The 25,154-nt window shown below is 61.3% G+C and carries 21 protein-coding genes and 1 pseudogene; 7 read left to right on the plus strand and 15 right to left on the minus strand.

The genetic code is table 11. The features are described from left to right. The first annotated feature begins 206 nt into the window (after nt 1–206). Nucleotides 207–911, plus strand: a complete 705-nt coding sequence (gene treR / locus AB4O22_RS21495; protein WP_057448412.1) for a trehalose operon repressor — start codon at nt 207–209, stop codon at nt 909–911. A 98-nt stretch (nt 912–1,009) separates the two neighbouring features. On the opposite strand, the pseudogene AB4O22_RS21500 reads toward treR, so the two are convergent. From AB4O22_RS21500 to AB4O22_RS21510, 3 genes and pseudogenes are all read right to left on the minus strand, one after another. Next, nucleotides 1,010–1,234: pseudogene (locus AB4O22_RS21500) on the minus strand (helix-turn-helix transcriptional regulator); the annotation flags it as partial. 207 nt (nt 1,235–1,441) lie between these two features. After that, on the minus strand, nt 1,442–2,041 hold the full coding sequence (locus tag AB4O22_RS21505) for an NADPH-dependent F420 reductase (RefSeq protein ID WP_460097101.1): 600 nt from the start codon (nt 2,039–2,041) through the stop codon (nt 1,442–1,444). A 73-nt stretch (nt 2,042–2,114) separates the two neighbouring features. Further along, the gene (locus AB4O22_RS21510) at nt 2,115–2,849 is read right to left on the minus strand and encodes an SDR family NAD(P)-dependent oxidoreductase (protein ID WP_460097102.1); all 735 of its coding nucleotides are present in this window, start codon (nt 2,847–2,849) and stop codon (nt 2,115–2,117) included. 114 nt (nt 2,850–2,963) lie between these two features. Between AB4O22_RS21510 and AB4O22_RS21515 the strand changes: the two genes are divergently transcribed. From AB4O22_RS21515 to AB4O22_RS21525, 3 genes are all read left to right on the plus strand, one after another. Continuing rightward, on the plus strand, nt 2,964–3,326 hold the full coding sequence (locus AB4O22_RS21515) for a winged helix-turn-helix transcriptional regulator (RefSeq protein WP_460097104.1): 363 nt from the start codon (nt 2,964–2,966) through the stop codon (nt 3,324–3,326). A 215-nt stretch (nt 3,327–3,541) separates the two neighbouring features. Further along, a complete protein-coding gene (locus tag AB4O22_RS21520; protein WP_223470871.1) occupies nt 3,542–4,381 on the plus strand; it encodes an alpha/beta hydrolase in 840 nt (279 codons plus the stop codon). Nucleotides 4,382–4,650: 269 nt separating this feature from the next. Beyond that, nucleotides 4,651–6,948 (plus strand): autotransporter family protein, encoded by a 2,298-nt coding sequence (locus tag AB4O22_RS21525; RefSeq protein ID WP_460105985.1) that lies wholly within the window; start codon nt 4,651–4,653, stop codon nt 6,946–6,948. A gap of 195 nt (nt 6,949–7,143) precedes the next feature. Here the strand turns inward: AB4O22_RS21525 and guaA are convergent, their stop codons facing one another. The 4 genes from guaA to AB4O22_RS21545 all read right to left on the minus strand — a co-directional run bounded on the left by guaA (nt 7,144) and on the right by AB4O22_RS21545 (nt 11,899). Continuing rightward, nucleotides 7,144–8,721 carry a glutamine-hydrolyzing GMP synthase gene (guaA, locus tag AB4O22_RS21530; protein WP_003198041.1) on the minus strand — a complete coding sequence of 526 codons (1,578 nt, stop codon included), beginning with the start codon at nt 8,719–8,721 and terminating at the stop codon, nt 7,144–7,146. Nucleotides 8,722–8,800: 79 nt separating this feature from the next. Beyond that, nucleotides 8,801–10,270, minus strand: coding sequence for an IMP dehydrogenase (gene guaB, locus AB4O22_RS21535; RefSeq protein WP_024616424.1), 1,470 nt, complete (start codon nt 10,268–10,270; stop codon nt 8,801–8,803). Between the two features lie 242 nt (nt 10,271–10,512). After that, a complete protein-coding gene (locus AB4O22_RS21540) occupies nt 10,513–11,061 on the minus strand; it encodes a sugar ABC transporter ATPase (protein WP_214511323.1) in 549 nt (182 codons plus the stop codon). Between the two features lie 70 nt (nt 11,062–11,131). Next, the gene (locus AB4O22_RS21545) at nt 11,132–11,899 is read right to left on the minus strand and encodes a sulfite exporter TauE/SafE family protein (protein ID WP_460097108.1); all 768 of its coding nucleotides are present in this window, start codon (nt 11,897–11,899) and stop codon (nt 11,132–11,134) included. A 220-nt stretch (nt 11,900–12,119) separates the two neighbouring features. Here AB4O22_RS21545 and xseA point away from each other — a divergent pair, with 220 nt between their 5' ends. The 3 genes from xseA to leuA all read left to right on the plus strand — a co-directional run bounded on the left by xseA (nt 12,120) and on the right by leuA (nt 16,461). Continuing rightward, nucleotides 12,120–13,499: an exodeoxyribonuclease VII large subunit gene (gene xseA, locus AB4O22_RS21550; RefSeq protein ID WP_024616421.1), complete on the plus strand. Its 1,380-nt coding sequence runs from the start codon at nt 12,120–12,122 to the stop codon at nt 13,497–13,499. Between the two features lie 3 nt (nt 13,500–13,502). Then, nucleotides 13,503–14,324: a peptidoglycan DD-metalloendopeptidase family protein gene (locus AB4O22_RS21555; protein WP_043042538.1), complete on the plus strand. Its 822-nt coding sequence runs from the start codon at nt 13,503–13,505 to the stop codon at nt 14,322–14,324. 457 nt (nt 14,325–14,781) lie between these two features. Further along, nucleotides 14,782–16,461: a 2-isopropylmalate synthase gene (gene leuA / locus AB4O22_RS21560; RefSeq protein WP_003198029.1), complete on the plus strand. Its 1,680-nt coding sequence runs from the start codon at nt 14,782–14,784 to the stop codon at nt 16,459–16,461. A gap of 186 nt (nt 16,462–16,647) precedes the next feature. Here the strand turns inward: leuA and AB4O22_RS21565 are convergent, their stop codons facing one another. From AB4O22_RS21565 to ispG, 8 genes are all read right to left on the minus strand, one after another. Continuing rightward, nucleotides 16,648–17,067: a hypothetical protein gene (locus AB4O22_RS21565; protein WP_003198027.1), complete on the minus strand. Its 420-nt coding sequence runs from the start codon at nt 17,065–17,067 to the stop codon at nt 16,648–16,650. A 68-nt stretch (nt 17,068–17,135) separates the two neighbouring features. Next, entirely contained in the window at nt 17,136–17,927 is a 792-nt protein-coding gene (locus tag AB4O22_RS21570) for an amidohydrolase (RefSeq protein ID WP_028237236.1), read from the minus strand. Continuing rightward, nucleotides 17,915–19,063 (minus strand): pyridoxal phosphate-dependent aminotransferase, encoded by a 1,149-nt coding sequence (locus tag AB4O22_RS21575; RefSeq protein WP_003198022.1) that lies wholly within the window; start codon nt 19,061–19,063, stop codon nt 17,915–17,917. Before AB4O22_RS21575 ends, AB4O22_RS21570 begins: the two co-directional genes overlap by 13 nt. 237 nt (nt 19,064–19,300) lie before the next feature. Next, complete coding sequence (gene der, locus AB4O22_RS21580; protein ID WP_003198021.1) at nt 19,301–20,773, minus strand: ribosome biogenesis GTPase Der; 1,473 nt, start codon at nt 20,771–20,773, stop codon at nt 19,301–19,303. Between the two features lie 133 nt (nt 20,774–20,906). Then, entirely contained in the window at nt 20,907–22,058 is a 1,152-nt protein-coding gene (gene bamB, locus AB4O22_RS21585) for an outer membrane protein assembly factor BamB (protein ID WP_003198019.1), read from the minus strand. Further along, entirely contained in the window at nt 22,051–22,692 is a 642-nt protein-coding gene (locus tag AB4O22_RS21590; RefSeq protein ID WP_003198017.1) for a YfgM family protein, read from the minus strand. The genes bamB and AB4O22_RS21590 overlap by 8 nt, the downstream gene beginning before the upstream one ends. Before the next feature lie 40 nt (nt 22,693–22,732). Next, complete coding sequence (gene hisS, locus AB4O22_RS21595) at nt 22,733–24,022, minus strand: histidine--tRNA ligase (protein WP_014336698.1); 1,290 nt, start codon at nt 24,020–24,022, stop codon at nt 22,733–22,735. Between the two features lie 22 nt (nt 24,023–24,044). Further along, nucleotides 24,045–25,154 (minus strand): flavodoxin-dependent (E)-4-hydroxy-3-methylbut-2-enyl-diphosphate synthase, encoded by a 1,110-nt coding sequence (gene ispG, locus AB4O22_RS21600; RefSeq protein ID WP_003185136.1) that lies wholly within the window; start codon nt 25,152–25,154, stop codon nt 24,045–24,047.

Raw genomic sequence — 25,154 nt, forward strand, 5'->3', positions numbered from 1 at the left:
ACAGCACGTGGAAGAGAAATTACTCGTCTGTACGAGTTAAATCAACAACTCGTACAGACGAGTTTTGTTTTTGTTTATGATAAGCCTCCGAAAACCGGGAAACGTCCTACGCTCCTGTCGTCAAATGACGACAGCCGAATGGACAACTCCCCCTCTTGGCCCGTAAGGTTCCGCCCCGGTGAACAGCGCGGTACAGAGCCCTCTCCATGAGCAAATACAACCAGATCTACAACGATCTGCTGACCAGCATTACCACCGAACGCCTGGAGCGAGGCGCTCGTCTGCCCTCCGAAACCGAACTGATGGACAGCTATCAGGCCAGCCGTGGCACGGTGCGCAAGGCCATCGAACAACTCCAGGAGCGCGGCTTCGCCCAGAAGATCCATGGCAAGGGCACCTTCGTGCTGTCGACCCAGCCCATCGAATTCCAGCTCGGCGGCATCGTCAGCTTCCAGGAGACCTACCCGCGCCTGGGCAACGATGTCAGTACCGAAGTGGTCGAGTTCAGCCAGTTGCCGTTGGAAGGAGCGCTGCTCGAACACATCAAGGCCCCCGCCGGGAGCCCGATCACCCGCATCAAGCGGGTCCGGCGAATCGACGGCAAGCGCGTGATCCTGGACATCAACCACTTCGTCAGCGACGTGATCCCCGGCCTGACCCGCGACATCGCCGTGCAGTCGATCTACGCCTTCATCGAACAGACCCTGCACCTGCAAATCGCCTACGCCCAGCGCACTATCGAAGCAGTCCGCTGCGGCAAGGACGACCAGCAACACCTGGACCTCGACGGCCAGAGCCATGTGATCGTGGTGAGTAACCAGACCTTTCTTCAGGACGGCCGGCAGTTCGAGTACACCGAATCGCGGCATACGCTGGACAAGTTTTATTTTTCGGATGTGGCGCGGCGGTGAAGTCGGCGGTGCCCTGAATGGCGGCGACGACATGCTTCAATGATTCGACTAAGCCGTAGTTTCCGTTGGGACGTTGGTTGCCCACTGCGTCACGAATGCATCAGTTTGGCCGACGGCACCGCGCGACGGACGTCACCCAGAGCGCTAAGCACTGCCTTCGCCGCATCTGGAGCATCACGAGTGTATTCAAGCGCCAGCCGACCAGACTGACCAATGCCTACCAGAGCATCGTCGCAGCCAGCTTCACCCAATCGCTCGACCAGCTCATCCGAGTCACGGTTATCTTCAACAAACTGATATTTCAAGGTAAAGGTATATTCCATTGTTCTGTTCCTCAGCATCGTTATGCGACAGCGTTTCGCGAGGCATGCCGGCGAAGCTCCCGTTTGGATCTCGCCGTTCGATGATAAGTATTTCTCGACGCCCGTTGAGGCGGGGAATCGTAGCGAAAGATGACTGAACCGCCTGGTGACACAGCCACGCTGTGGCGAGAGAGCACGCTCCCTCGCCACGGTTGCGTTCACGATTTATCAGTCGAACTTGACCAAGTCCTTGAAGATCAGTTGACCCCAGCTATTGCCGCGAGCCTGCACAAGCAGCCCACCTTCCGAAAGCCCGCCCAGCTTGATCGGCGAAAAACCGAGATTTTCCGCAAGCGCGCCAACCTCCGCTGCGGCATCGTCATCGTCGCTCGCCAGGAATACGACGCGCCTGCCACCCTGTACGGCCGGATCCTGGCCAAGCACGGCAGCGGCCAAATGGTTGAAGCCCTTGACCAGTCTTGCACCGACGAAGGTCTGCGCGACGACCTTGGAGGACGGTTGCCCTCTAAGCTCCTCAGGGGACACGCCGTAGGCATTGGTCACATCGATGAGGGTCTTGCCCTCCCAGGTCGGAAGCGCCCTGGCGACATCCCGGTGCGACTCGAAACGGACGGCCAAAAAGATAACGTCCACCTTGACGGCTTGCGCCAATGTTTGGGGAATGATCTCGGGGCCGATCGCGGCCGCATCGGCGGCAAAGCTTTCCGGCTCGCGAGTGGTTGCAACGCAGACTTCGATGCCGCTTCGGGCGAACGCCTTGGCGAGCGCCTGGCCGATCTTGCCGAAGCCAATAATTGCGTAGCTCATATATTTTCCTCAGGTTTACCACGCCCTACGGGCTCCGAATGATCGAACCGAGTGACCGCCCGGGCGCAACGAGTCAGATTTGCGCCAGGCCACCGTCGACGGCGACCTCGCTGGCGGTCATGAAGCTGCTGTCCGGCGATGCAAGAAAGGCGGCCACCGCTCCGATCTCCGCCGGATCGGCCATACGCTGGAGCGGATTCATCGAGGCGAAGACCTTCATGCCGTCCTCACCCAGCGCCGCCTTCGCCAGTTCGGTCGCCGTCGGCCCAGGCGACAGCACGTTCACTCGGATGCCGCTGCCCTTCAGGTCCTCTGCCCAGGTCCGCGCCAGATTGCGCACTGCCGCCTTGCTCGCGCTGTAGACGCTGAATGCCGGGGCGCCCGTGGTGCCCGCACTGGATCCGGTCAGGATGATCGAACCGCCCTCGCCCATCAGCGGCAGGACCTTCTGCACCGTGAATATCAAGCCCTTCACATTCGTCTCGAAGATTTCGTCGATGTGCTCAGCGGTGATCTCGCCAAGGGCAAGCGGGCTTCCCGCCCCGGCATTGGCGAAGACGACGTCGAGGGTTCCGCGCTCGGCCTTCACCGCCGCGTAGAGTCGGTCGAGGTCGGCCTGGTCGGAGACCGAGCCCTTCACCGCACGGGCATTGGGCCCAAGCTCAGCCACAGCGGCGTCAAGCGCTTCCTGTCGGCGGCCGAAGATAAAGACAAACGCGCCCTCCTCGATGAAGCGCTTTGCTGCGGCGCGGCCGATGCCGGTAGCGCCGCCAGTGATCACCGCAGTCTTTCCATTCAGTCTGGTCATGTCGTGCATCCTTCGTTGGAGTGATATGCAAGCAGGGAACTGTTTGCTTGAGAACGAGGATGCAGCCCTGATAACCTAAGGACAAGTATGCACCTTTTGGTAAGTATCCAAAAAATGACCCAATCTACTGAAATCTGCGACACCGGCTGCGGGCTCAACGCCACGCTTCGCATCATCTCGGGCAAGTGGAAACCGCTGGTCCTGTTTTTTCTGCGCGACGGCCCGAAGCGCTACGGCGAGCTCAAGCGCTTGATCCCCGGCGTCAGCGACAAGGTGCTGATCCAGCAGTTGAAAGACCTGGAAGCCGATCACGTGCTGGCGCGGACCGACTACAAGGAGGTGCCGCCGCGCGTGGACTACGCACTGACTCCGCTCGGTCGCAGCCTGGCCGAGGCAATCGTCCCGCTATGTACTTGGGGGACCGAGAATGCGGAGCAAATGGCGAGCATCTTCGCCAAACGCGACGCTTTGCCCTAGAAACTGCCTGAACCCAAAAACAAAAAAGCCCGCAATCCAGCGGGCTTCAGGGTGTTTCATGCTAGTGACTGCCGATGAGTGCCGGATGCCCAATCATCGCTACTCTGTCATCACCAGACAATTTCACCCATTGCCAAGACGTGTTGTGACATACGATGAGTAGATGCTTTCCCTGTCGCCGGACATCGGCCTGCTTCTATAAAATCTGGATGGTGATGATCAGCGCGCTTCTCATCGCCTGCCAATCGCCGCGCGAGGCACTGCAACAACTGGCTGAAGAGCACGGCCGACAATTGGAGGTCCTGCCGGGACACGCCTTCCCCCTTCTCATACTTGCGCCGCAAACTACAGAAAAGATAACTCGCCTGCGTGTCTATCTGGAAGGCGATGGCCATTCCTGGGCGACGGCCACTCAACCCAGCCTGGATCCGAGCCCGCACAATCTGTTAGTGCCACGGCTGGCGGTCGATGATCCGACACCGAATGCGTACCTGGCACGCCCCTGCCAGTTCGTCGTGGCCGCAAACTGTCAATCAGCACTCTGGACCAATCGACGATTCTCCCAGGAAGTGGTCACCCGCCTCAGCCAGGCGCTGGACCAATTAAAACAGCGATATGGCAACAGGGAGTTCGAACTGGTGGGGTATTCAGGTGGCGCCGCTCTCGCATTATTGTTAGCGGCGCAGCGCAATGATGTTACCCAGGTGCAAACCCTTGCTGGCAATCTCAGTCCTCGTCTATGGGCGACGATGAAAGGACTGTCGCCACTCGACGGTTCACTGGATCCGCTGGACTTTCGTAATCGACTCGCCTTATTACCCCAGCGTCATCTCATCGCAGAAGCAGACCAGATTATTCCAGGTAGTTTGGCTGATAGGTACCAACAGGCGCTTGGCTCGCCCCTCTCCCAATGCGTCCATGTATCAGGAGCAAGCCATGATAAGGGCTGGGAAGCGACATGGAACCAATGGGTTAGAATTCCGTTGGCACATGAGAATCCTCAGATTAAGGGTGGGCAGGTCCGTTTAAAAACATCCGAATACCATTTCCCCTAGTGCCTGGCCCGGGCGGGACCGCAACGGCGACCCTGAAGTTCCGCTTATTGTTGAATAATCCCGTAAAGCCGCAAAAAACAACTGTAGCGTCGCATTTTTCAGCTTTTTCTTCGTCATTGATTCTTTTTATGATGAATTGTCCTACAAGCATCGTGTAAATTTGCCCGCGCTTGAATCAGCACTTCACTGACAAGCTGGCAGGGATGCCTAAAACGGACGCTGACGCGTGGGTTGTTCCCTGTCAGTTTCTGCCCTGTAAGGATACTGCCTTGAACATTTCCCACCTGCGCCGCTCGTTGTTGGCGCTGTCCGTCGCGGCTACCACTGCCACGGTCCATGCCGCCCCCGCACTCGACCTCAACCACGACCTGAGCACAGGGGCTTACAGCAGCTCCGATGATGTTTTCAATAACGCCACCTTCACCGGGACGTCGCAAAACGCTGGTGTAGAGTTGACCGACGTGACCCTGGCGGGCAACCTGGTCAACCAGGGCAAAATCAACCTGACGGCTGCGAACCCCAGCGACATCCCGGCCGGTATCTCCATGACCCTCAATTCCACCGTCGCTGGCGATCTGGTCAATAATGGCGACATTACGGTGAGCGGCAACGGCGCCATGGGGCTGGACCTGTATCTGGCGAATATCGCCGGTGAAGTGAACAACAACGGCAACATCACTGTGACTGGCGAAAATGCCAATGGCATGATGATCACCTCGACCCAGGCGCGCATCAATAACTCGGGCACTATCACCGCTCGCGGCATCGACTCTGCGGGGATCGAGATCGAGAACGCTCACTTTACCGGTCAGATGACAGGTGCCCCCTTCAAGAGTGATATCAACAACAGCGGAACTATCTCCGCCGACGGAGTCGGTATCCATTTTCTCAGCCTGGCCCCCCCCGGCAATATGTTCTCCATCACGCAGACAAATGGCCTGATCGAGGGCGGTACCGCAGCGATTCTGGCGGACGACAATGCATCTTTCTCGTATTTTTACTGGCAAGGAGGGCAAGTAAAGGGTGACGTGCTGGGCCTCAGTGGTGTGCTGGTGCAAGGGGACGCGATGTTCGATGGCTCGACCATCCGCGCCGGTTACGTCGATATCGGCGATGGTCGCCTGACTCTGCTTCGTCCGCAGACTACGATTGCGGGCGACCTCGACATGGACAGCGAAACTGCGCGCTTGCGCCTGCTGCTGGATAACAACACACAGCCCAACACGCCGATCCTGAAAGTCACCGGCAATACCTACTTCTCTCCAGGCAGCCAGATCGAACTGCAGGCTCGCTCCGACGACTTCCGCACCTCGGCCCAGGGCACCCGCTACACCCTCATCAACTCTGGCACTTGGGAAGAACCGCAGAACCTGTCCGTGGTCTCCTCCTCGGCGCTGCTTGAGGTGAGAAATTTCGGTATTGAAGGCCAGGACGTAAAAGCACTGGTTGCCACCCGCAGTGATGAGGTGATCACGCAAGACCTGCTGGGTGCCCGTGGTTCGCGCAACGCGGTGAACGCCATCAATCCGTTCAAGAATACGGTCATGGGCCAGCTGGACGAAAGCGACCCGGTATTCCAGCGTTTCGCCAACGCCGCCACCAGTGAAGACCTGGCCAAACTTGCCGAAACACTGACCCCGGACGTCAGCCGTGGGGCGATCAACGCCGCCACCAACAGTCAGAACCTGGTCGCAGGTGCCATCAACCACCGCGCCAGCAAAGCGCGTAGCGGTCTGTCCTCTGGTGACGTCCTGGCAGAACAAGGTGTATGGCTGCAAGCGCTGTCCAGCGATGCCAACCAGGACCGCCGCCACGGTATCGACGGCTATGACGCCAACACCAACGGCATCGCCGTGGGTGCTGACGGCAAGCTCAATGCAGATACCACTGTAGGCTTGGCTTACAGCTACCTGACCAGCGACGTCAAATCCGACCAGGGCAACAAAACCGACGTCAGCGGCCATGCACTGACCCTGTACGGCAACTGGTCCCGTGACAACTTCTTTGTCGATACCTCGCTGATGTATGGCTGGAACGACAACGAGTCCAAACGCTACATCGCCGGTACCCGCGCCAAGGCTGACTACGACAGTGAGATCTTCGGCGTCAACGCACTGGCTGGCTATACATTCCATCTCGACAAGCAGTGGCTGCTGGAGCCACAGATCGGTGCGCGCTATGCCAACGTATCGATGGATTCGTACCGTGAAAAAGGTAGCTCAGCCGCCCTCAACGTCGGCAGCCAGCGCTATGAAATCGGCGAAATGGGCCTGGGCGCTCGTCTGGCGGCCGCTTTTGACGTAGGTGTGGGCAGCCTGGAACCGGAAGCCAAGCTGATGGCCTGGCACGATTTCATCGGCGACAAGGCCGGCACCACCTCCACCTTCGTGCTCGGCGGTACCCCGTTCACCACCACAGGCGCAACACCGGCACGCGACAGCTACGAGCTGGGACTGGGCGCGAACTACCGCATGAGCGCGTGGAGCGTGGGAGGGACGTACAACTACCTGACCAGCAGTGGTTTCAACGCAGACACCTTCACTGCGAACGTGCGTTACGACTTCTGATCAACGCCTTCGCCTGAAACAACAAAACCCGCCAATGCGGGTTTTGTTGTTTCAGGCTGAGGGTAAAGCCCGTAAGCGCCTGGCGTCGCTGAATCAAAACCGCCCCAGACCGTAACTGCCTCTGCGCAGAAAAGCGCTATCGATACCCTGTCGGCACTACTCTACCGAACAGGGAACAGAGCGTGCAGACAAACCTCACTCCCACTCAATCGTCGCCGGCGGCTTGCTCGACACGTCATACGTCACGCGCGAGATACCTTCGATTTCATTGATGATGCGCCCGGAAACGGTTTCCAGCAGCTCGTACGGCAGGTGTGCCCAGCGCGCGGTCATGAAGTCGATGGTTTCCACGGCACGCAGGGCCACGACCCAGGCGTAACGACGGCCATCGCCGACCACGCCCACCGATTTCACTGGCTGGAACACCACGAACGCCTGGCTGACCTTGTGGTACCAGTCGGCCTTGCGCAGTTCTTCGATGAAGATGTGGTCGGCGCGACGCAGCAGGTCGGCGTATTCCTTCTTCACTTCACCGAGGATCCGCACGCCCAGGCCCGGGCCCGGGAATGGGTGACGGTAGACCATGTCGTACGGCAGGCCCAGCTCCAGGCCGAGGCGACGCACTTCGTCCTTGAACAGTTCGCGCAACGGCTCGACCAGCTTGAGGTTCATCTCTTCCGGCAGGCCACCGACGTTGTGGTGGGACTTGATCACGTGGGCCTTGCCGCTCTTGGCGCCGGCCGACTCGATCACGTCGGGGTAGATGGTGCCCTGGGCCAGGTACTTGATGTTGTCCAGCTTGTTGGACTGGGCATCGAACACGTCGATGAAGGTGCGGCCGATGATCTTGCGCTTCTTCTCCGGGTCGGACTCGCCGGCCAGGTTGTTCAGGAACTGCTCTTCGGCGTTGGCGCGGATCACTTTGACGCCCATGTTCTCGGCGAACATGGCCATCACTTGCTCGCCTTCGTGCAGGCGCAGCAGGCCGTTGTCAACGAAGACGCAGGTCAGTTGGTCGCCAATGGCCTTGTGCAGCAGCGCGGCAACCACCGAGGAATCGACACCGCCAGACAGGCCCAGCAGCACGTTGTCGGTGCCAACCTGGGCGCGCACCTGGGCGATGGCATCTTCAGCGATTTTCGACGGGGTCCACAGGGCTTCGCACTCGCAGATGTCGAGGATGAAGCGCGAAAGGATGCGGCCGCCCTGCTTGGTGTGGGTCACTTCAGGGTGGAACTGCACGCCGTAGTAACGGCGATCATCGTTGAACATGCCGGCAATCGGGCAGCTCGGGGTGCTGGCCAGGATGTGGAAGTCTTCCGGCATCCTGGTGACCTTGTCACCGTGGCTCATCCACACGTCCAGGCCGAACAGGCCGTCGGCGTCGACGTGGTCCTCTATGCCGTCCAACAGGCGGCTCTTGCCGACTACGTCAACGCGGGCATAACCGAACTCACGCAGGTCCGAACCTTCGACCTTGCCGCCCAGCTGTTCAGCCATGGTCTGCATGCCGTAGCAGATACCGAAGACGGGCACGCCCAGGTCGAACACGGCTTGCGGGCAGCGCGGGCTGTCGGCTTCGTGCACGGACTCGGGGCCGCCGGCGAGGATGACGCCTTTAGGCGCGAATTCGCGAATCGCTTCATCATCCATGTCGAACGGATGCAATTCGCAGTACACGCCGATTTCACGCACGCGGCGGGCGATCAGCTGAGTGTACTGGGAACCGAAGTCGAGGATCAGGATGCGGTGAGCGTGAATGTCGAGGGCCATGACTCATTCTCATGTAGTGAATCAGAAACAACTCGGGGCTGAATGAACAGCCCCGGTGATTAACGTTTTGCTGGAAGCCTTAACCTACGCGGTAGTTTGGCGCTTCCTTGGTGATCTGCACGTCGTGGACATGGGACTCGGCCATGCCAGCGCCGGTGATACGCACGAATTCCGGCTTGGTGCGCATCTCTTCGATGTTGGCGCTGCCGGTGTAGCCCATGGAAGAACGCAGGCCGCCCATCAGTTGATGGATGATGGCGCTCAGGGTGCCTTTGTACGGCACGCGACCTTCGATGCCTTCCGGCACCAGCTTCTCGGCACCCGCGGAGGAGTCCTGGAAGTAACGGTCGGAAGAGCCCTGGGCCTGGGACATGGCGCCCAGCGAACCCATGCCGCGATAAGCCTTGTAGCTACGGCCCTGGAACAGCTCGATCTCGCCCGGAGCTTCTTCGGTACCGGCGAACATCGAACCCATCATCACGCAGGAGGCACCGGCCACGATGGCCTTGGACAGGTCACCGGAGAACCGGATACCGCCGTCGGCGATCAACGGCACGCCAGTGCCTTCAAGGGCGGCGGCGACGTTGGCGATGGCGCTGATCTGCGGCACGCCGACACCGGCAACGATGCGGGTGGTGCAGATCGAGCCTGGGCCGATACCGACCTTGACCGCGTCGGCGCCGGCTTCGGCCAGGGCCTTGGCGGCAGCGCCGGTGGCGATGTTGCCGCCGATCACCTGCACTTCAGGGAAGTTCTGCTTGACCCAGCGAACACGGTCGATCACGCCTTTGGAGTGGCCGTGGGCGGTGTCGACCACTACCACGTCAACACCGGCACTGACCAGGGCGGCGACACGGTCACCGGTGTCCTTGCCGGTGCCGACCGCAGCGCCGACGCGCAGACGACCTTGGTCGTCCTTGCTCGCCAGCGGGTAGGCCTTGGCTTTTTCGATGTCGTTGACGGTCATCATGCCCTTGAGGGCGAATTTGTCGTCGACGATCAGCACGCGCTCGATGCGGTGCTTGTGCAGCAACTCGCGGACTTCGTCCTTGTTGGTGCCTTCCTTGACCGTGACCAGGCGCTCTTTAGGCGTCATCACTTGGCGGACGGTGGCATCCAGGCGATTCTCGAAACGCACGTCGCGGGAGGTGACGATGCCGACCAGGTCGCCATCGTGCAGCACCGGAACGCCGGAGATGTTGTGCATGCGGGTCAGTTCGAACAGATCCCGGACCGTGGCGTCAGCCTCGATGGTGATCGGATCCTTGACCACGCCTGCCTCGAACCGCTTGACCTTGCGCACTTCGGCGGCCTGCTGTTCGATGGTCATGTTCTTGTGGATGATACCGATACCGCCTTCCTGGGCCATGGCAATGGCCAGACGGGCTTCGGTCACGGTGTCCATGGCGGCGGAAACCAGGGGGATATTCAGTTCGATGCCACGGGTGAGACGGGTTTTGAGACTGACTTCGTTAGGCAGTACTTCGGAATAACCGGGCACTAGGAGAATGTCGTCGAAGGTCAGAGCTTCTTGGCTGATACGCAGCATCGCGGGGGCTCCCGAGCGGGAAAATGGAAGCGCGCCATTATACTCATGGACCCCGTCTGGCTCAATGTAAAACTCTGTCTATTATTGCCGGGCTGATTGACGGGCTAAATCACTGCCCGATTGCCAACACATTCCCTGTGGGAGCGAGCTTGCTCGCGATGGCGGCGTATCAGTCAACACCGCACCAACTGACCCGACGCCATCGCGAGCAAGCTCGCTCCCACACTCGCTCATCGGTGTCCTTACAACTCCACCTTCACCCAACTCACCGGCTGATCGAGCCAATCGGCGAATTCATCGAGAAAGTCCTGCTTGAACCCCGCCTCCAGCCAATTGTTGAAGATGAACCCCAGGTTGGAAAAACCGCAGGGCTGCAGGAACAGGAAGCCGTTGATGTCGTCTTCATGAGCGCATTCTGGGCAAGTGAAGTTGTCGGTGCGCGCCGGCATCCAGTCTTCCAGGCTTTCGAACAGCGCTTCGCCGACTTCCTTGCGGCACTCGGCGCAACCGGCTTCTTCGAGAAAGCCCTTGGCCGGTGTATAAATGCAGCGCTTGGTGATGATCTCCAGGCCATTGATCGCTTCACCGAACGGCAAGGCTTCGGGATGCAGGACCACCTCGCGGGCTCCAGGGGCGATGGCGTGGGCCATGCGATTGCCGGTGCGCCCGCAGGTGGTCAGTTGTTCTTCGACGATATTCTTGCGCACCAGCCAGCGCACGATCGCCCGGGCCCGAGGCTCGTGGACCGGCAGGGTGGAAATTTTCGGAACGATGATGCTTTGCGAGTTCATGGCGAGGCCTGGCTGTTTCCCTGGCAGGGTCTGATCAAAGGCCGGCAGCTTAATCCCTGGCGGGGCCAGGTCAAGCACTCAGGTAGCGCCCGATCAACGCGAGGCCGCTGGCAAGCACCAGCCAGGTGACCAGCTGCACGAATGCCTCTCGCGACATCTTCATGGTCAAGCGACGCCCTACCCACAACCCCAGCGCCATGGCCGGCAACAAACACAGCGCCAGTACCAACAAGGGTAGCTCGGCATAGACCCCGGCCACGATAAACAGACTCAGGCGCACCACGGTGCTGCAACTGATCAGGGCACTTTGCGTGGCTCGGGCCGGGTCCTTGGGCAAGCGACTGTTCAGGTAGATGGCATATAAAAAGCCGCCACTGCCAAACAACGCGCCGAACATCCCGCCCACCGTGCCCATCGGAACCGCCCACAGCGATGACAACTGCGTCGGCCGGGTCTTGATCAGCAGGCTGTAGATCGCATAGCAACTGATGAACACCCCCATCAGCAGCAGCAACAGGTCGGACTTGAGGTTGAGCAGGAAAATCACCCCGAGGGTGCAGCCCAGCGCCATGCACGGCAACAACCGCAGCAGCTCCGGCCGGGACACGTCCCGGCGCGACGGCAGCAAGTTGCCGAAGGCTGCGACGAAATCCAGCAAGACCAGCAGCGGGACGATTTTCGACAGGGGCATGAACAGCAGCAGGATAGGCGCGGCCACCAGCGCCGTGCCGAACCCGGCGATGCCGAAGACGATGTAGGCCAAGGCAATGGCCGCGCCGATCACCAGCCATTGCGTGGGGGCAAATGCCCATTGGCCCAACCATGGGAGAAGACTCATCCGGTACTTCCTTGATGGCGAAAGCGGCGACTTTAGCCAGATGCGGGGGGTTACTTCCAGCATTTGTGGTGATTGGCCTATCGCTATCGCGAGCAGGCTCGCTCCCACATTTGATCTTCAGTGCGACATAGATCTCCTGTAGGAGCGAGCTTGCTCGCGATGCAGGCAACCCGGTCTAATTGTCTGCACACCACCGGCGAATCCCCTTATCATGCCGCCCATGATTAAAGATCCCTTTGCCCGACTGGGCCTGGACCGCGAGGTCCTGACTGTCAGCCAGCTCAACGGCCGTGCGCGGGTGTTGCTCGAAGACGTGTTCAGCAACATCTGGGTCGAGGGCGAAATCTCCAACCTCGCCCGTCCGGCTTCCGGCCATGTGTACTTCACCCTCAAGGACAGTGGCGCCCAAGTGCGTTGCGCGCTGTTCCGGCAGAATGCCGCGCGGGTGCGCCAGGCCTTGAAGGACGGGCTGGCGGTGAAAGTGCGCGGCAAGGTCTCGCTGTTCGAAGGCCGTGGCGACTATCAACTGATCCTCGACACCGTCGAGCCGGCCGGCGATGGCGCACTGCGCCTGGCCTTCGATGCCTTGAAGGAAAAGCTCAGCGCCGAAGGCCTGTTCAGCGCCGAGCGCAAGGTGCCGTTGCCGGCCCATCCGCAACGCATCGGCATTATCAGTTCACCCACGGGAGCGGTGATCCGCGACATCATCAGCGTATTCCGCCGCCGCGCGCCGCAGATTGCCCTGACCCTGATTCCCACTGCCGTGCAAGGCCGCGAAGCCACCGCACAAATCGTCCGCGCCCTGAAGCTGGCCGACGCCCGTGGTTTCGATGCGCTGATCCTGGCCCGGGGCGGCGGTTCGCTGGAAGACTTGTGGTGCTTCAACGAAGAAGCCGTGGCCCGGGCGGTGGATGCCTGCGTCACGCCGATCGTCAGCGCCGTGGGCCATGAGACCGACGTGTCCATCAGCGATTTCGTCGCCGACGTACGCGCCCCGACCCCGTCCGCCGCCGCCGAACTGCTGGCCCCGGATGCCGGCGACCTGGTGCGTCGGGTCGAAAGCCTGCATCGCCGGCTGGTGATGCGCATGCGTGACCGGCTGATGCGCGATCAACTGCGTCTCGAAGGCCTCACCCGACGCCTGCGTCACCCCGGCGAACGCCTGCGCCAGCAAGCCCAGCGCCTCGACGACCTGGACATGCGCATGCGCCGGGCGTTCGAGCGCAGCCTCAATACCCGCCGCGAACGCCTGATCCGCCTGGAAACCCGCCTGGCCGGGCAACACCCGGGCCGACAACTGGCATTGCTGCGCCAGCGCCTGGACAGCCTGGCCGAACGCCTGCCCCGGGCCATGCGCGAAGGCCTCAAGACGCGCCGCGTGCAATTGCACAACCAGATGCAGACGCTGCACATTGTCAGCCCCCTGGCGACCCTCGGCCGCGGCTACAGCATTTTGCTCGACGAACGCGGCCAGGCGATCCGCAGTGCCGGGCAAACCCAGACCGGCCAGCGCCTGACCGCCAAGCTCGGCGAAGGCGAATTGCTGGTACGGGTCGAAGACAATCACCTGACGCCGGTCACCCTTTCTTTACTGGATTGATTCATGCCGCGATATCTCGCCCCCTTGCTCTTGCTGTGCCTGACCTTCAACGCCCACGCCGACAGTTACATCACCCGCCTGCTGAACAAACCAGTGCCCGGCGGCGTGGCCGTGGTGGACCTGGGCAGCGCCGCCAAGGCACCGAAAGCCAGTTACCAGGGCAAGCCGGTGCTGGTGGTCAAGGAACAGGACAACTGGCTGGCGATTGTCGGCATCCCGCTGACGGTCCAGCCCGGCACGCAGCAAATCAGCAGTGGCGGCGGCACCCAGCCGTTCGTGGTCGGCTACAAGAAGTACCCCGAGCAACACATCACCCTGAAGAATAAGCGCCAGGTCAACCCGAACCCGGCGGACCTCAAGCGCATCGACGCCGAGCTGGCGGTGCAACTGAAGGCTTATCGCAGCTTCAGCCCGAACATCCCCAGCAACCTGCTGCTGGACAAACCGGTCGACGGCCCGCTGTCGAGCAAGTTCGGCGTGCGCCGCTTCTTCAACGGCGAAGAGCGCAACCCCCACGCCGGCCTGGACTTCGCCGTGCCCGCCGGCACGCCGATCAAGACCCCGGCCGCCGGCAAGGTGATCCTCACCGGCAACTACTTCTTCAATGGCAACACCGTGTTCGTCGACCATGGCCAGGGCTTCATCAGCATGTTCTGCCACATGTCGAAGATCGACGTGAAGGTCGGCCAGCAACTGGCCCGGGGCACCGTGGTGGGCAAGGTCGGCGCCACCGGCCGCGCGACGGGGCCGCACATGCACTGGAACATCAGCCTGAACGATGCGCGGGTGGATCCGGCGATTTTTATCGGGGCGTTTCAACCCTGAATATTTTCGGTGAGGCCACTGGCCTCTTCGCGAGCAAGCCCGCTTGCACAGGTACAGCGTTGATTTTGAGATCGCCAACATTCCCCTGTGGGAGCGGGCTTGCTCGCGAAAGGGCCAGCGGCATCGCAACTCTTCGTCATGGATTGCCGAGTGACAAGCATCGACGCAATAAAACTACAAATACCTCATATTCACGCGATTAAATCTCGCAAACCCGCCTAAAAGCAGAACTTATCTCAATTTTTTCCGACTGCTTGCGATCCTCTCCTCACGCGGTTAGGGTTGAAGGCATGAAAACCTCTCACACCCTCATTCAGCTTCGCCAGCACCGCAGCCTGTGCCTCGTCAGCGCACGACTGCCGGGCTGAATCGCGGCACCTCGTCCCGGCTGTGAAGCCACCCCCATCGAACCACCGGCAGGCCGCCTTTTTCCGGCCACGACAATAAGGATTTCCCCATGAGCATGCTCAAAGACCCGTCTTCCAAATACCGCGCCTTCCCGACCATCAACCTGCCGGATCGCACTTGGCCGTCGAAGACCATCACCGCCGCGCCGATCTGGTGCAGCTCCGACCTGCGCGACGGCAACCAGTCGCTGATCGAGCCGATGGACGCGGTCAAGAAGCTGCGCTTCTGGAAAACCCTCGTCGCGGTGGGCGTGAAGGAAATCGAAGCTTCGTTCCCAGCCGCTTCGCAGACCGACTTCGACTTCGTGCGTACCCTCATCGAAGAAGGCCACATCCCGGACGACACCACCATCCAGGTGCTGACCCAGGCCCGTGAAGACCTGATCGCCCGTACGTTCGAATCCCTGCGCGGCGCGAAAAAGGCCATCGTTCACCTGTACAACGCCACCTGCCCGTCGTTCCGCCGCATCGTGTTCAACCAGGACAAGGAAGGCGTGAAGGAAATCGCGGTGAACGCGGCCAAGCTGTTCGTCAAATACGCCGCGCAGCAACCGGAAACCCAATGGCAGTTCGAATACTCGCCAGAGACTTTCAGCGCCACTGAGCTGGAGTTCGCCAAGGAAGTCTGCGACGCGGTGATCGAAGTCTGGAATCCGACGCCAGAGCGCAAGGTGATCCTCAACCTGCCCGCTACCGTGGAAGTCGCCACGCCGAACATCTACGCCGACCAGATCGAGTGGTTCCACCGCAACATCACCCGTCGTGACAGCGTGCTCATCAGCCTGCACACCCACAACGACCGTGGCACCGGCGTAGCCGCTACCGAGCTGGGCCTGATGGCCGGCGCCGACCGTGTCGAAGGCTGCCTGTTCGGCAACGGCGAACGCACCGGTAACGTCGACCTGGTGACCGTGGCGCTGAACCTCTACACCCAGGGTATCAACCCTGAGCTGGACTTCTCCGACATCGACGGCGTGCGCAAAGTGGTCGAGGAATGCAACCAGATCCCGGTACACCCGCGTCATCCGTACGTTGGCGACCTGGTCCACACCGCGTTCTCCGGCTCGCACCAGGACGCCATCCGCAAGGGCTTCGCCCAGCAGAAATCGGACGGTCTGTGGGAAGTGCCTTACCTGCCGATCGACCCGGCCGACATTGGCCGCAGCTACGAGGCGGTGATTCGCGTCAACAGTCAGTCGGGCAAGGGCGGCATCGCCTACCTGCTGGAACAGGAATACGGCATCAGCCTGCCGCGTCGCATGCAGATCGAGTTCAGCCAGGTGGTACAGCGCGAAACCGATCGTCTGGGCCTGGAAATGACTGCCCAGCAGATCCACGCCCTGCTGCAGCGTGAATACCTGCAAGCCAACACCCCGTACGCGCTGGTCAGCCATCGCCTGCAGGAAGAAAACGGCAACAGCGCCGTGGAAGTGGAAGTGGCGAGCAAGGGCCAGGGCGAGACCAACCTGCACTGGCGCGGCAAGGGCAACGGCGCGCTGGAAGCCCTGGTGGCCGGCCTGCCAATTCCGGTGGAGATCATGGACTACAACGAACACGCCATCGGCGCCGGCACCAATGCCAAGGCGGCGGCGTACATCGAACTGCGGGTCAACGGCGAGCGTGCGGTGCACGGCGTGGGCATCGATGAAAACATCACCACTGCCAGCTTCAAGGCGCTGTTCAGCGCACTGAACCGTTCCCTGAGCCAGCCGGAAGCCAAAGCGGCCTGATCGGTCGCTGAAAAATCAAAAAGGCCCCGGGGTGTGAACCCTGGGGCCTTTTTGTTTGGCTGATGGTTTTGTGTGGTCTGGTAGGGCCTCATCGCGAGCAAGCTCGCTCCCACATTTGGATAGCGGCGCTGCCCACCTGTGGGAGCGAGCTTGCTCGCGATGGCGGTCTGTCAGACAACCAAAATGTCAGGCATGGGTATCGATCGAGACAGTCATTGCCTGCAACAGAGCGGCCTGCAGGGTCTGCAATGTGGCTTGGGTCGCCATGATCTGAGTCTGGATCGCCATGGTTTCCTGAGCTTTCTGCTCCTCATCAGCCCGGCTTTTTTGCACCCGAGCTAGCTGGGCTTGCTGTTCGGCCAGCAACTTCTCGGTCTGTTCGATCTGCTTCTTCAGTTGTTCGATGACATCGCCGCTGCCGCTGCTGCCACCCGCACCTGCGATATTCGCGCCGCTGGTGTCGACTTCCAATTTCTTGTCTTTGTCTTCGCTGCTGTCAGTCGATGCCACTGGACTGACCGCTTTCTCTTCTTCAGCCCCACGGATGGAGACTTTAGGGGCTGACAATGGATAAGGGTTGACGGTGGTTGCGCTGATACTGGTCATAGGGACTTCTCCTTGGCTGACCGGTTATCGGCACGCAACACCGTTCCTGAAGGGTTGAAACGTTTCAGTTAGATGAATTCGAACGAGTCGGCATCCAGGTTCGCCGGAAACCGCGTGCGATACGCCGCCAGGTCCGCTGCGTTCAAGCACACCTTGAACACACCATCCGCCTCGCCGGCGCTGAGCAAGCTCTCGCCCTGGAAATCCAGCACCTGGCTGTCACCGGTGTAGGCGAAGCCCTTGCCGTCGGTGCCAACACGGTTTACCGCCGCCACGTAGCACAGGTTCTCGATCGCCCGGGCCGGCAACAGCCGATTCCAGTGCAGACGCCGCGCCCCGGGCCAGTTGGCGGTGTACAGCAGCAGGTCGGTGTCCTCGGCGTCGCGGCTCCAGACCGGGAAGCGCAGGTCGTAGCAAATCAGCGGACGAATCCGCCAGCCCTTGAGTTCGAACAGCACCTGTCGCTCCCCCGGGGTGTAGTGGTTGTGCTCCCCCGCCATGCGAAACAGATGGCGCTTGTCGTAATGCAGCACCTCTCCATCCGGCCGCGCCCAGAGCAGGCGATTGCGATGGCTGCCGTCAGCGGCCTGGATGATCACACTGCCGGTGATCACCGCGTCCAGCTTCGCAGCCTGGGCCTTGAGCCATTGGCGCGTCGGGCCGTTCTCCGGCTCCGCCAGGGCCTCGGATTCCATGGAGAAACCGGTGGTGAACATCTCCGGCAGGATGATCAGGTCAGCCCCGCGCGCCTGCTCAAGCAGCGCTTCGAAATGTTCCAGGTTGGCCCGGCGGTCGTGCCAGGCCAGGGTGGTCTGGACCAGGGCAATGTCGAGGTCTGGCAATGTACTCAAATCACGCATAGCTTTTGCGCCGCTTCGCGCAGCGTCTCCTCGCGTTTGGCAAAGCACAGGCGCACCAGGCGCTGGCCTTGTGGTGGGTGCTGGTAGAACACCGAGATCGGAATCGTCGCCACGCCATGCTCGCGGGTCATCCACACCGCCATGTCGACGTCATTCAGGTCCGGGCGAATCTGCGAATAGTCCACCAACTGGAAATAAGTGCCGGTCACGCGCTTGAAGCTGAACCGCGACGGGGCCAGCAAATCGCAGAACAGGTCGCGCTTGGCCTGGTAGAAGTCCGGCAGCTCATCGACGTGTTCCGGATGCTCGGCCATATAGTCGGCCAGGGCGTACTGCAAGGGCGTCACGCCGCAGAAGCTGACGTACTGGTGCACCTTGCGCAGTTCCGCCGTCAGGGCCGCTGGCGCCACCACGTAGCCGGTTTTCCAGCCGGTGACGTGGTAGGTCTTGCCGAACGAACTGACCACGAAGGCGCGGCGGTATAGCTCTTCATGGGCCAGGACACTGGCGTGGGCGACGCCATCGAACACCAGGTGTTCGTAGACCTCGTCGCTGACCAGGTAGATGTCACGGTCGCGAATCAGCGTCGCCAATTGATCCAGTTCGGCGCGGCTGATCAGGGCGCCGCTGGGGTTGTGCGGCGAGTTGAGGATGATCATGCGTGTACGCGGGCTCAGGGCTTCGCCGAGCTTCTCGAAGTCGATGGCGAAATCATCCAGGCCCAATGGCACGTGCACGCAACGCCCCCCGGCCAATAGCACGGCGGGCTCGTAGCTGTCGTAGCTGGGGTCGAAGACGATCACTTCGTCGCCGCTGTGGACCACCGCCGCAATGGCACAGAAAATCGCCTGGGTCGCGCCTGGGGTCACGGTGACTTCCTGATCGGCATCGACACTGGCGCCGTAGCTGCGGGCGATCTTCGCCGCGATTTGCTGGCGCAGCGCCGGCAGGCCGGTCATGGGCGAATACTGGTTATGGCCTTGGGCAATGTGCCGGCCGACCGCATCGCGCAGGGCCTGCGGGCCATCGAAATCGGGAAAGCCCTGGGACAGGTTCAGCGCGCCCGTCTGCGCGGCGAGCTGGGACATCTGGGTGAAAATAGTGATGCCGACATTCGGCAACTTGCTGGTGATCATGGAGGGTCCCTGCTCTGCACCCGGCTCTGGTGCGGCGCGGGAGAGCTCGAGGATAGCCCAATCGCCGGGCATGAAAAAGGGCGCCACCCAGGGCACCCTTCTCATGCTGAAGACTCATGCCCTGTGGGAGCCAGAGCTGTGGTAGGCAAGACTGTGAGGCCAAGCCTTGCTCCCACAGTTCCATAGGTCCACAGGTCCAGATCCCAGATCCAGATCCAGATCCAGATCCAGACTGGATCAGCGCTTGTCGCGGCGCTTCTTGTCGGCCTTCTTGTGGTGCGACATCAAGCGGCGCTTCTTGTTGACCTGGCGGTCGGTGAGCGTGTTCTTGTTGCCTTCGTACGGGTTCTCGCCGCCCTTGAACTCGATGCGGATCGGCGTGCCGACCAGCTTCAGGACGCGACGGTAGGTGTTCTCCAGGTAACGAACGTACGACTTGGGCACCTTCTCGATCTGGTTACCGTGGATCACGATAATCGGCGGGTTGGCGCCGCCCAAGTGGGCGTAGCGCAGCTTGATCCGACGGTTGTTGACCATCGGTGGCGCGTGCTCGCCTACCGCATCTTCGAGGATCTGGGTCAGGCGGTTGGTCGGCCAGCGGGTCACCGCCGACTTGAACGAGTTCTGCACCGAAGCGTAGAGGTTGCCCACGCCCGTGCCGTGCAGAGCCGAGATGAAGTGGATATCGGCGAAGTCGACGAAGAACAGGCGACGCTGCAATTCGATCTTCACGAAATCCCGTTCGCTCGGCGTCATGCCGTCCCACTTGTTGATCGCGATGACCAACGCACGACCGGCTTCCAGGGCGAACCCCAGCAGGTTCAAGTCGTGATCGACCACGCCTTCGCGGGCGTCCATCACGAAGATCACCACGTTGGCGTCTTTGATCGCCTGCAGGGTCTTGACCACGGAGAACTTTTCTACTTCTTCGTGGATCTTGCCGCGCTTGCGCACACCGGCGGTGTCGATCAGCGTGTACTTCTCTTCGTTACGCTCGAAGGGAATGTAGATGCTGTCGCGGGTGGTGCCGGGCTGGTCGTAGACGATGACCCGGTCTTCGCCGAGCATGCGGTTGACCAGCGTCGACTTGCCCACGTTCGGGCGGCCGATGATGGCGATCTTGATCCCGTCCTTTTCGCTCGGGCCAGGAATGCGCTTGGCTTCCTCGCCTTCGGCAACGATCTCTTCCTCGCCCTCTTCCGGCTCTTCCACGTCGTCTTTCGGGAAACTCTCCAGAGCGATTTCCAGCATCTGGGTGATGCCACGACCGTGGGCGCCGGCGATCGGGATCGCCTGGCCCATGCCCAACGGTGCGAATTCGGCGCGGGCCATGTCCGGGTCGATATTGTCGACCTTGTTGGCGACCACGTAGGAACGCTTGTTACGCTTGCGCAAATGCTCGGCGATCATCTGGTCGGCGGCGGTAAAACCGGCCTTGGCGTCTACCAGGAACAGCACCACATCGGCTTCTTCAATGGCGAGCAGCGACTGCTCGGCCATTTTTTCGTCCATGCCGTGTTCATCACCGGAGATGCCGCCGGTGTCGACCAGAATATAGGTACGCCCTTGCCACTTGGCCTCACCGTATTGGCGATCACGGGTCAGACCGGACAAGTCGCCGACAATGGCGTCGCGAGTCCTGGTCAGGCGGTTGAACAAGGTGGACTTGCCGACGTTCGGTCGGCCCACCAGGGCGATTACGGGAACCATGCGGCTCTCCACTTCGTTATTTCAGAAAATACAAAAGCCGCTGCGAGGCAGCGGCTGGTGCTCGGGGCAGTCTGTGCAAGCCCTGCAAACCTTGTGAACAAGGCCGCTTGGGGGATTAGCCCCAAGCATAGTCTTACTTGATGGTCAGGGCTTCCAGTTTGCCGCTGTTGCCATACACATAGATCATGTTGCCCACCACCAGCGGACGGGCACGCAGGCCGTCGCTGTCGATGCGCTCACGGCCGACGAAACGACCGTCCACCTGGCTGAGCAGGTGCAGGTAACCTTCCAGGTCACCCACTGCGACGTAGCTGGAGAACACTTCCGGGGCCGACAGTTGACGACGGGCCAGGGAGTCGTTGCTCCACAAGGCGGTGGTGGAACGCTCGTCAACACCTTCGACGGTGCCCGAGGACAGGCTCACGTAGACGCTGCCAAAGCCTTGGGCGACACCGGCGTAGCTGGACGCATCGCGCTGCCACAGCGGACGACCGCTTTCCAGGTCCAATGCTGCAACGCGGCCCTGGTAGCTGGCGACGTACAGTGTGCCGCCAGACAGCAGCAAGCCGCCGTCGATGTCGACCACACGCTCCAGCTCCGAACGACCTTGCGGGATCGCTACGCGCTGTTCCCAGACCGGCACGCCGTTGGAAATATCCAGGGCCACCACTTTACCGGTCGACAAACCAGCCACCGCCAGGCGGTTGGTGACGACTGGCGCGCTGGTGCCGCGCAGGGTCAGTACCGCCGGGGTGCTGTCGTACAACCAGCGTTGGTTGCCGGTCGCGGCATCCAGGCCGATCAGACGGTCGTCCTGGGTCTGGACCACCACCACGTCACCGTTGGTGGCCGGCGGTGCGAGCACTTCACTGGTCACGCGGGCGCGCCATTTCTCTTCACCGCTGCTCGCGTCCAGGGCGACGATCTCGCCCTTGAGCGTGCCGATCATGACCAGGCCGTAACCCACGCCAACGGCGCCGGAAACAGGCAGTTCAAGATCTTTCTTCCATTTGACGTCGCCGTTGGTGCGGTCCATCGCCATCACCACGCCCGTGACATCACCTGCATAGATGGTGTCGCCGTCAATGGCCGGCACCAGCATGTTGTAGGTTTCGCCCTGGCCATCGCCGATGGAACGGCTCCACTGCTTCTGCAGCACGACTTCTTCTTTGAAGTCGGTCAGTTCGGCCGGAGGCAGTTCTTTCTTGCTGTTGCTGCTGCAACCCGCGGCCAGAATGGCCAGAGCCAGCAATGCTGCATGTTTCCAACGGATCACGTCACGCATCCCCTTTGGCCAGGTCGTCCAGCTTGATTTGCAGGCCACCGACTGCGGCTTCATCCGACAGCGCAGCCTTGGCTTTTTGGTAGGCCGCATGGGCCTCATCGGCACGGCCCAGCTGTACCAGCAGGTCGCCCTTGAGTTCTTCGCGGGTCGCCAGGAATGCCTTGTCGGCATCACCGTCGAGCAGCTTCAAGGCGTCTTCGGCCTTGTTCTGTGCCGCCAGCACCTGCGCCAGGCGCTGACGCGCCACTTCGCCCAGGGTCGGGTTGGCCGGTTTGTCGACGATACCCTTGAGCTCGGTGGCCGCGTCGTCCAGCTTGCCGCTGTCCACCGCCACCTTGGCCACGAACAGGCGACCGTATTGGGCGTAGGCGGTGCCGCCGAATTCCTTGTCCAGCTTGCCGGCCAGGTCCGCCACGCGGGCCGCGTCAGGCTTGCCGTCCGGGGTCAGGGTGGTTTCCAGCAATTGCTGGTAGAGCACCGAGGCGCCTTGCGACTGGTTGCTCTGGTATTTCTGGTAGGCCTGCCAGCCGAACACGATGACCAGCGCCAACAGGCCGCCAGTGACCAGCGGCTTGCCGTTGCGCGTCCACCAGTCCTTCAAATCCGCCAGCTGTTCATCTTCGGTACTCGACACCCCAATACTCCTTAATCGCTAAATCGGCTGTTTGACAGCTTCAACCCTGCACGACGCAGGTGGCCAGGTGTGCAGCAAGCGCATCCCAGGCAATGCTTTGTTGTTCGCCCTGGCCACGCAGGGGTTTGAAACCTACCACTTGTTGGGCCAGTTCGTCGTCACCGAGGATCAGTGCGTACAGCGCACCGCTCTTGTCGGCCTTCTTGAATTGGCTCTTGAAGCTGCCAGCACCGGCGTTGATCTGCAGGCGCAGGTTGGGCAACTGGTCGCGGATCCGCTCGCTCAACGACAGGGCTGCCAGCTCGGCGGCCTCGCCAAAGGCGCACAGGTAGACGTCGACCTGACGGGACAGTTCTTCCGGGACCTTGTCCAAGGCTTCAAGCATCAGCACCAGGCGCTCGATGCCCATGGCAAAGCCCACGCCCGGGGTCGGCTTGCCGCCCATCTGCTCAACCAGCCCGTCGTAGCGGCCGCCGGCACACACGGTGCCCTGGGCGCCGAGTTTGTCGGTGACCCACTCGAAGACGGTCTTGCTGTAGTAGTCCAGGCCACGGACCAACTTGGGGTTGATCACGTAAGGAATGCCCACGGCGTCGAGGCGCGCCTTCAGCCCTTCGAAGTGTGCACGGGATTCGTCGTCGAGGTAGTCGGCCATTTTCGGCGCGTCGACCAGGACCGCTTGGGTCTCGGCATTCTTGGTGTCGAGCACACGCAGCGGGTTGGTCTTCAGACGGCGCTGGCTGTCTTCGTCGAGCTTGTCCAGGTGGGCGGAAAGAAACTCCACCAACGCTTCACGGTAGCGGCCACGGGACTCGCTGGTGCCCAGGCTGTTGAGCTCAAGCTTGACCGCATCGCGAAGCCCCAGCTCGCCCCACAGGCGCCAGGTCATGACGATCAGCTCGGCATCGATGTCCGGACCCTCGAGGTTGAACACCTCCAGGCCAATCTGGTGGAACTGGCGATAACGGCCTTTCTGCGGACGCTCGTGACGGAACATCGGGCCGACGTACCAGAGTTTCTGTACCTGACCGCCGCCGGTGATGCCGTGCTCGAGCACCGCACGCACGCAGGCCGCCGTGCCTTCGGGGCGCAGGGTCAGGGAATCGCCGTTGCGGTCGTCGAAGGTGTACATCTCTTTTTCGACGATGTCGGTCACTTCACCGATGGAGCGCTTGAACAGCTCGGTGAACTCGACGATCGGCATGCGGATCTGCCGATAGCCGTAGTTATCCAGCAGACGCGCCACGGTGCCCTCGAAATAGCGCCACAGCGGCGTCTGCTCGGGCAGGATGTCGTTCATGCCACGAATGGCTTGCAGGGACTTGCTCACGTGTATTCCTTAATCTTTCGACTTAACCGCGCGCGATGACCGCTGCGTCGGCTTCGACCTTTTCGGCCGCTTTCTGGCGGATCAGCCGTTCCAGCTCATCCACCAGATTGTCATTCGTCAGTTTCTGCGACGGCTTGCCGTCGATGTAAATCAGGTTCGGTGTACCGCCAGTCAGGCCGATATGGGCCTCCTTGGCTTCGCCCGGCCCGTTGACCACGCAACCGATCACCGCGACATCCAGCGGCACCAGCAGGTCTTCAAGGCGCCCTTCCAGCTCGTTCATGGTCTTGACCACATCGAAATTCTGCCGCGAGCAGCTCGGGCAGGCGATGAAGTTGATGCCACGGGAACGCAGGTGCAGGGACTTGAGAATGTCGTAGCCGACTTTCACTTCCTCGACCGGGTCAGCCGCCAACGAGATGCGGATGGTATCGCCAATCCCTTCGGCGAGCAGCATACCGAGGCCGACGGCGGATTTCACCGTGCCCGAACGCAACCCACCGGCTTCGGTGATGCCCAGGTGCAGCGGCTGGACGATTTCCTTGGCCAGCAGGCGGTAGGCTTCGACGGCCATGAACACGTCGGACGCCTTCACACTGACCTTGAAGTCCTGGAAATTCAGGCGTTCGAGGTGCTCGACGTGGCGCAGGGCCGACTCCACCAGTGCCGCCGGGGTCGGTTCGCCGTATTTCTTTTGCAGGTCTTTTTCCAGGGAACCGGCGTTCACGCCGATGCGGATCGGGATGCCCCGGTCGCGGGCGGCATCCACCACGGCACGGACACGGTCTTCGCGACCGATGTTGCCCGGGTTGATGCGCAGGCAATCCACACCCAGCTCGGCAACACGCAAGGCGATGCGGTAGTCGAAGTGGATGTCGGCCACCAAGGGCACCTTGACCAGTTGCTTGATCTTGCCGAACGCCTCGGCGGCGTCCATGTCCGGCACCGATACCCGCACGATGTCGACACCGGCGGCTTCCAGGCGGTTGATCTGGGCGACCGTGGCGGCCACGTCATTGGTGTCGCTGTTGGTCATGCTCTGCACAGCGATAGGCGCATCGCCGCCCACGGGCACGTTGCCGACCCAGATTTTTCGGGATTCGCGACGCTTGATTGGAGATTCGCCGTGCAT

The sequence above is a fragment of the Pseudomonas sp. S3_B11 genome (assembly GCF_054667715.1).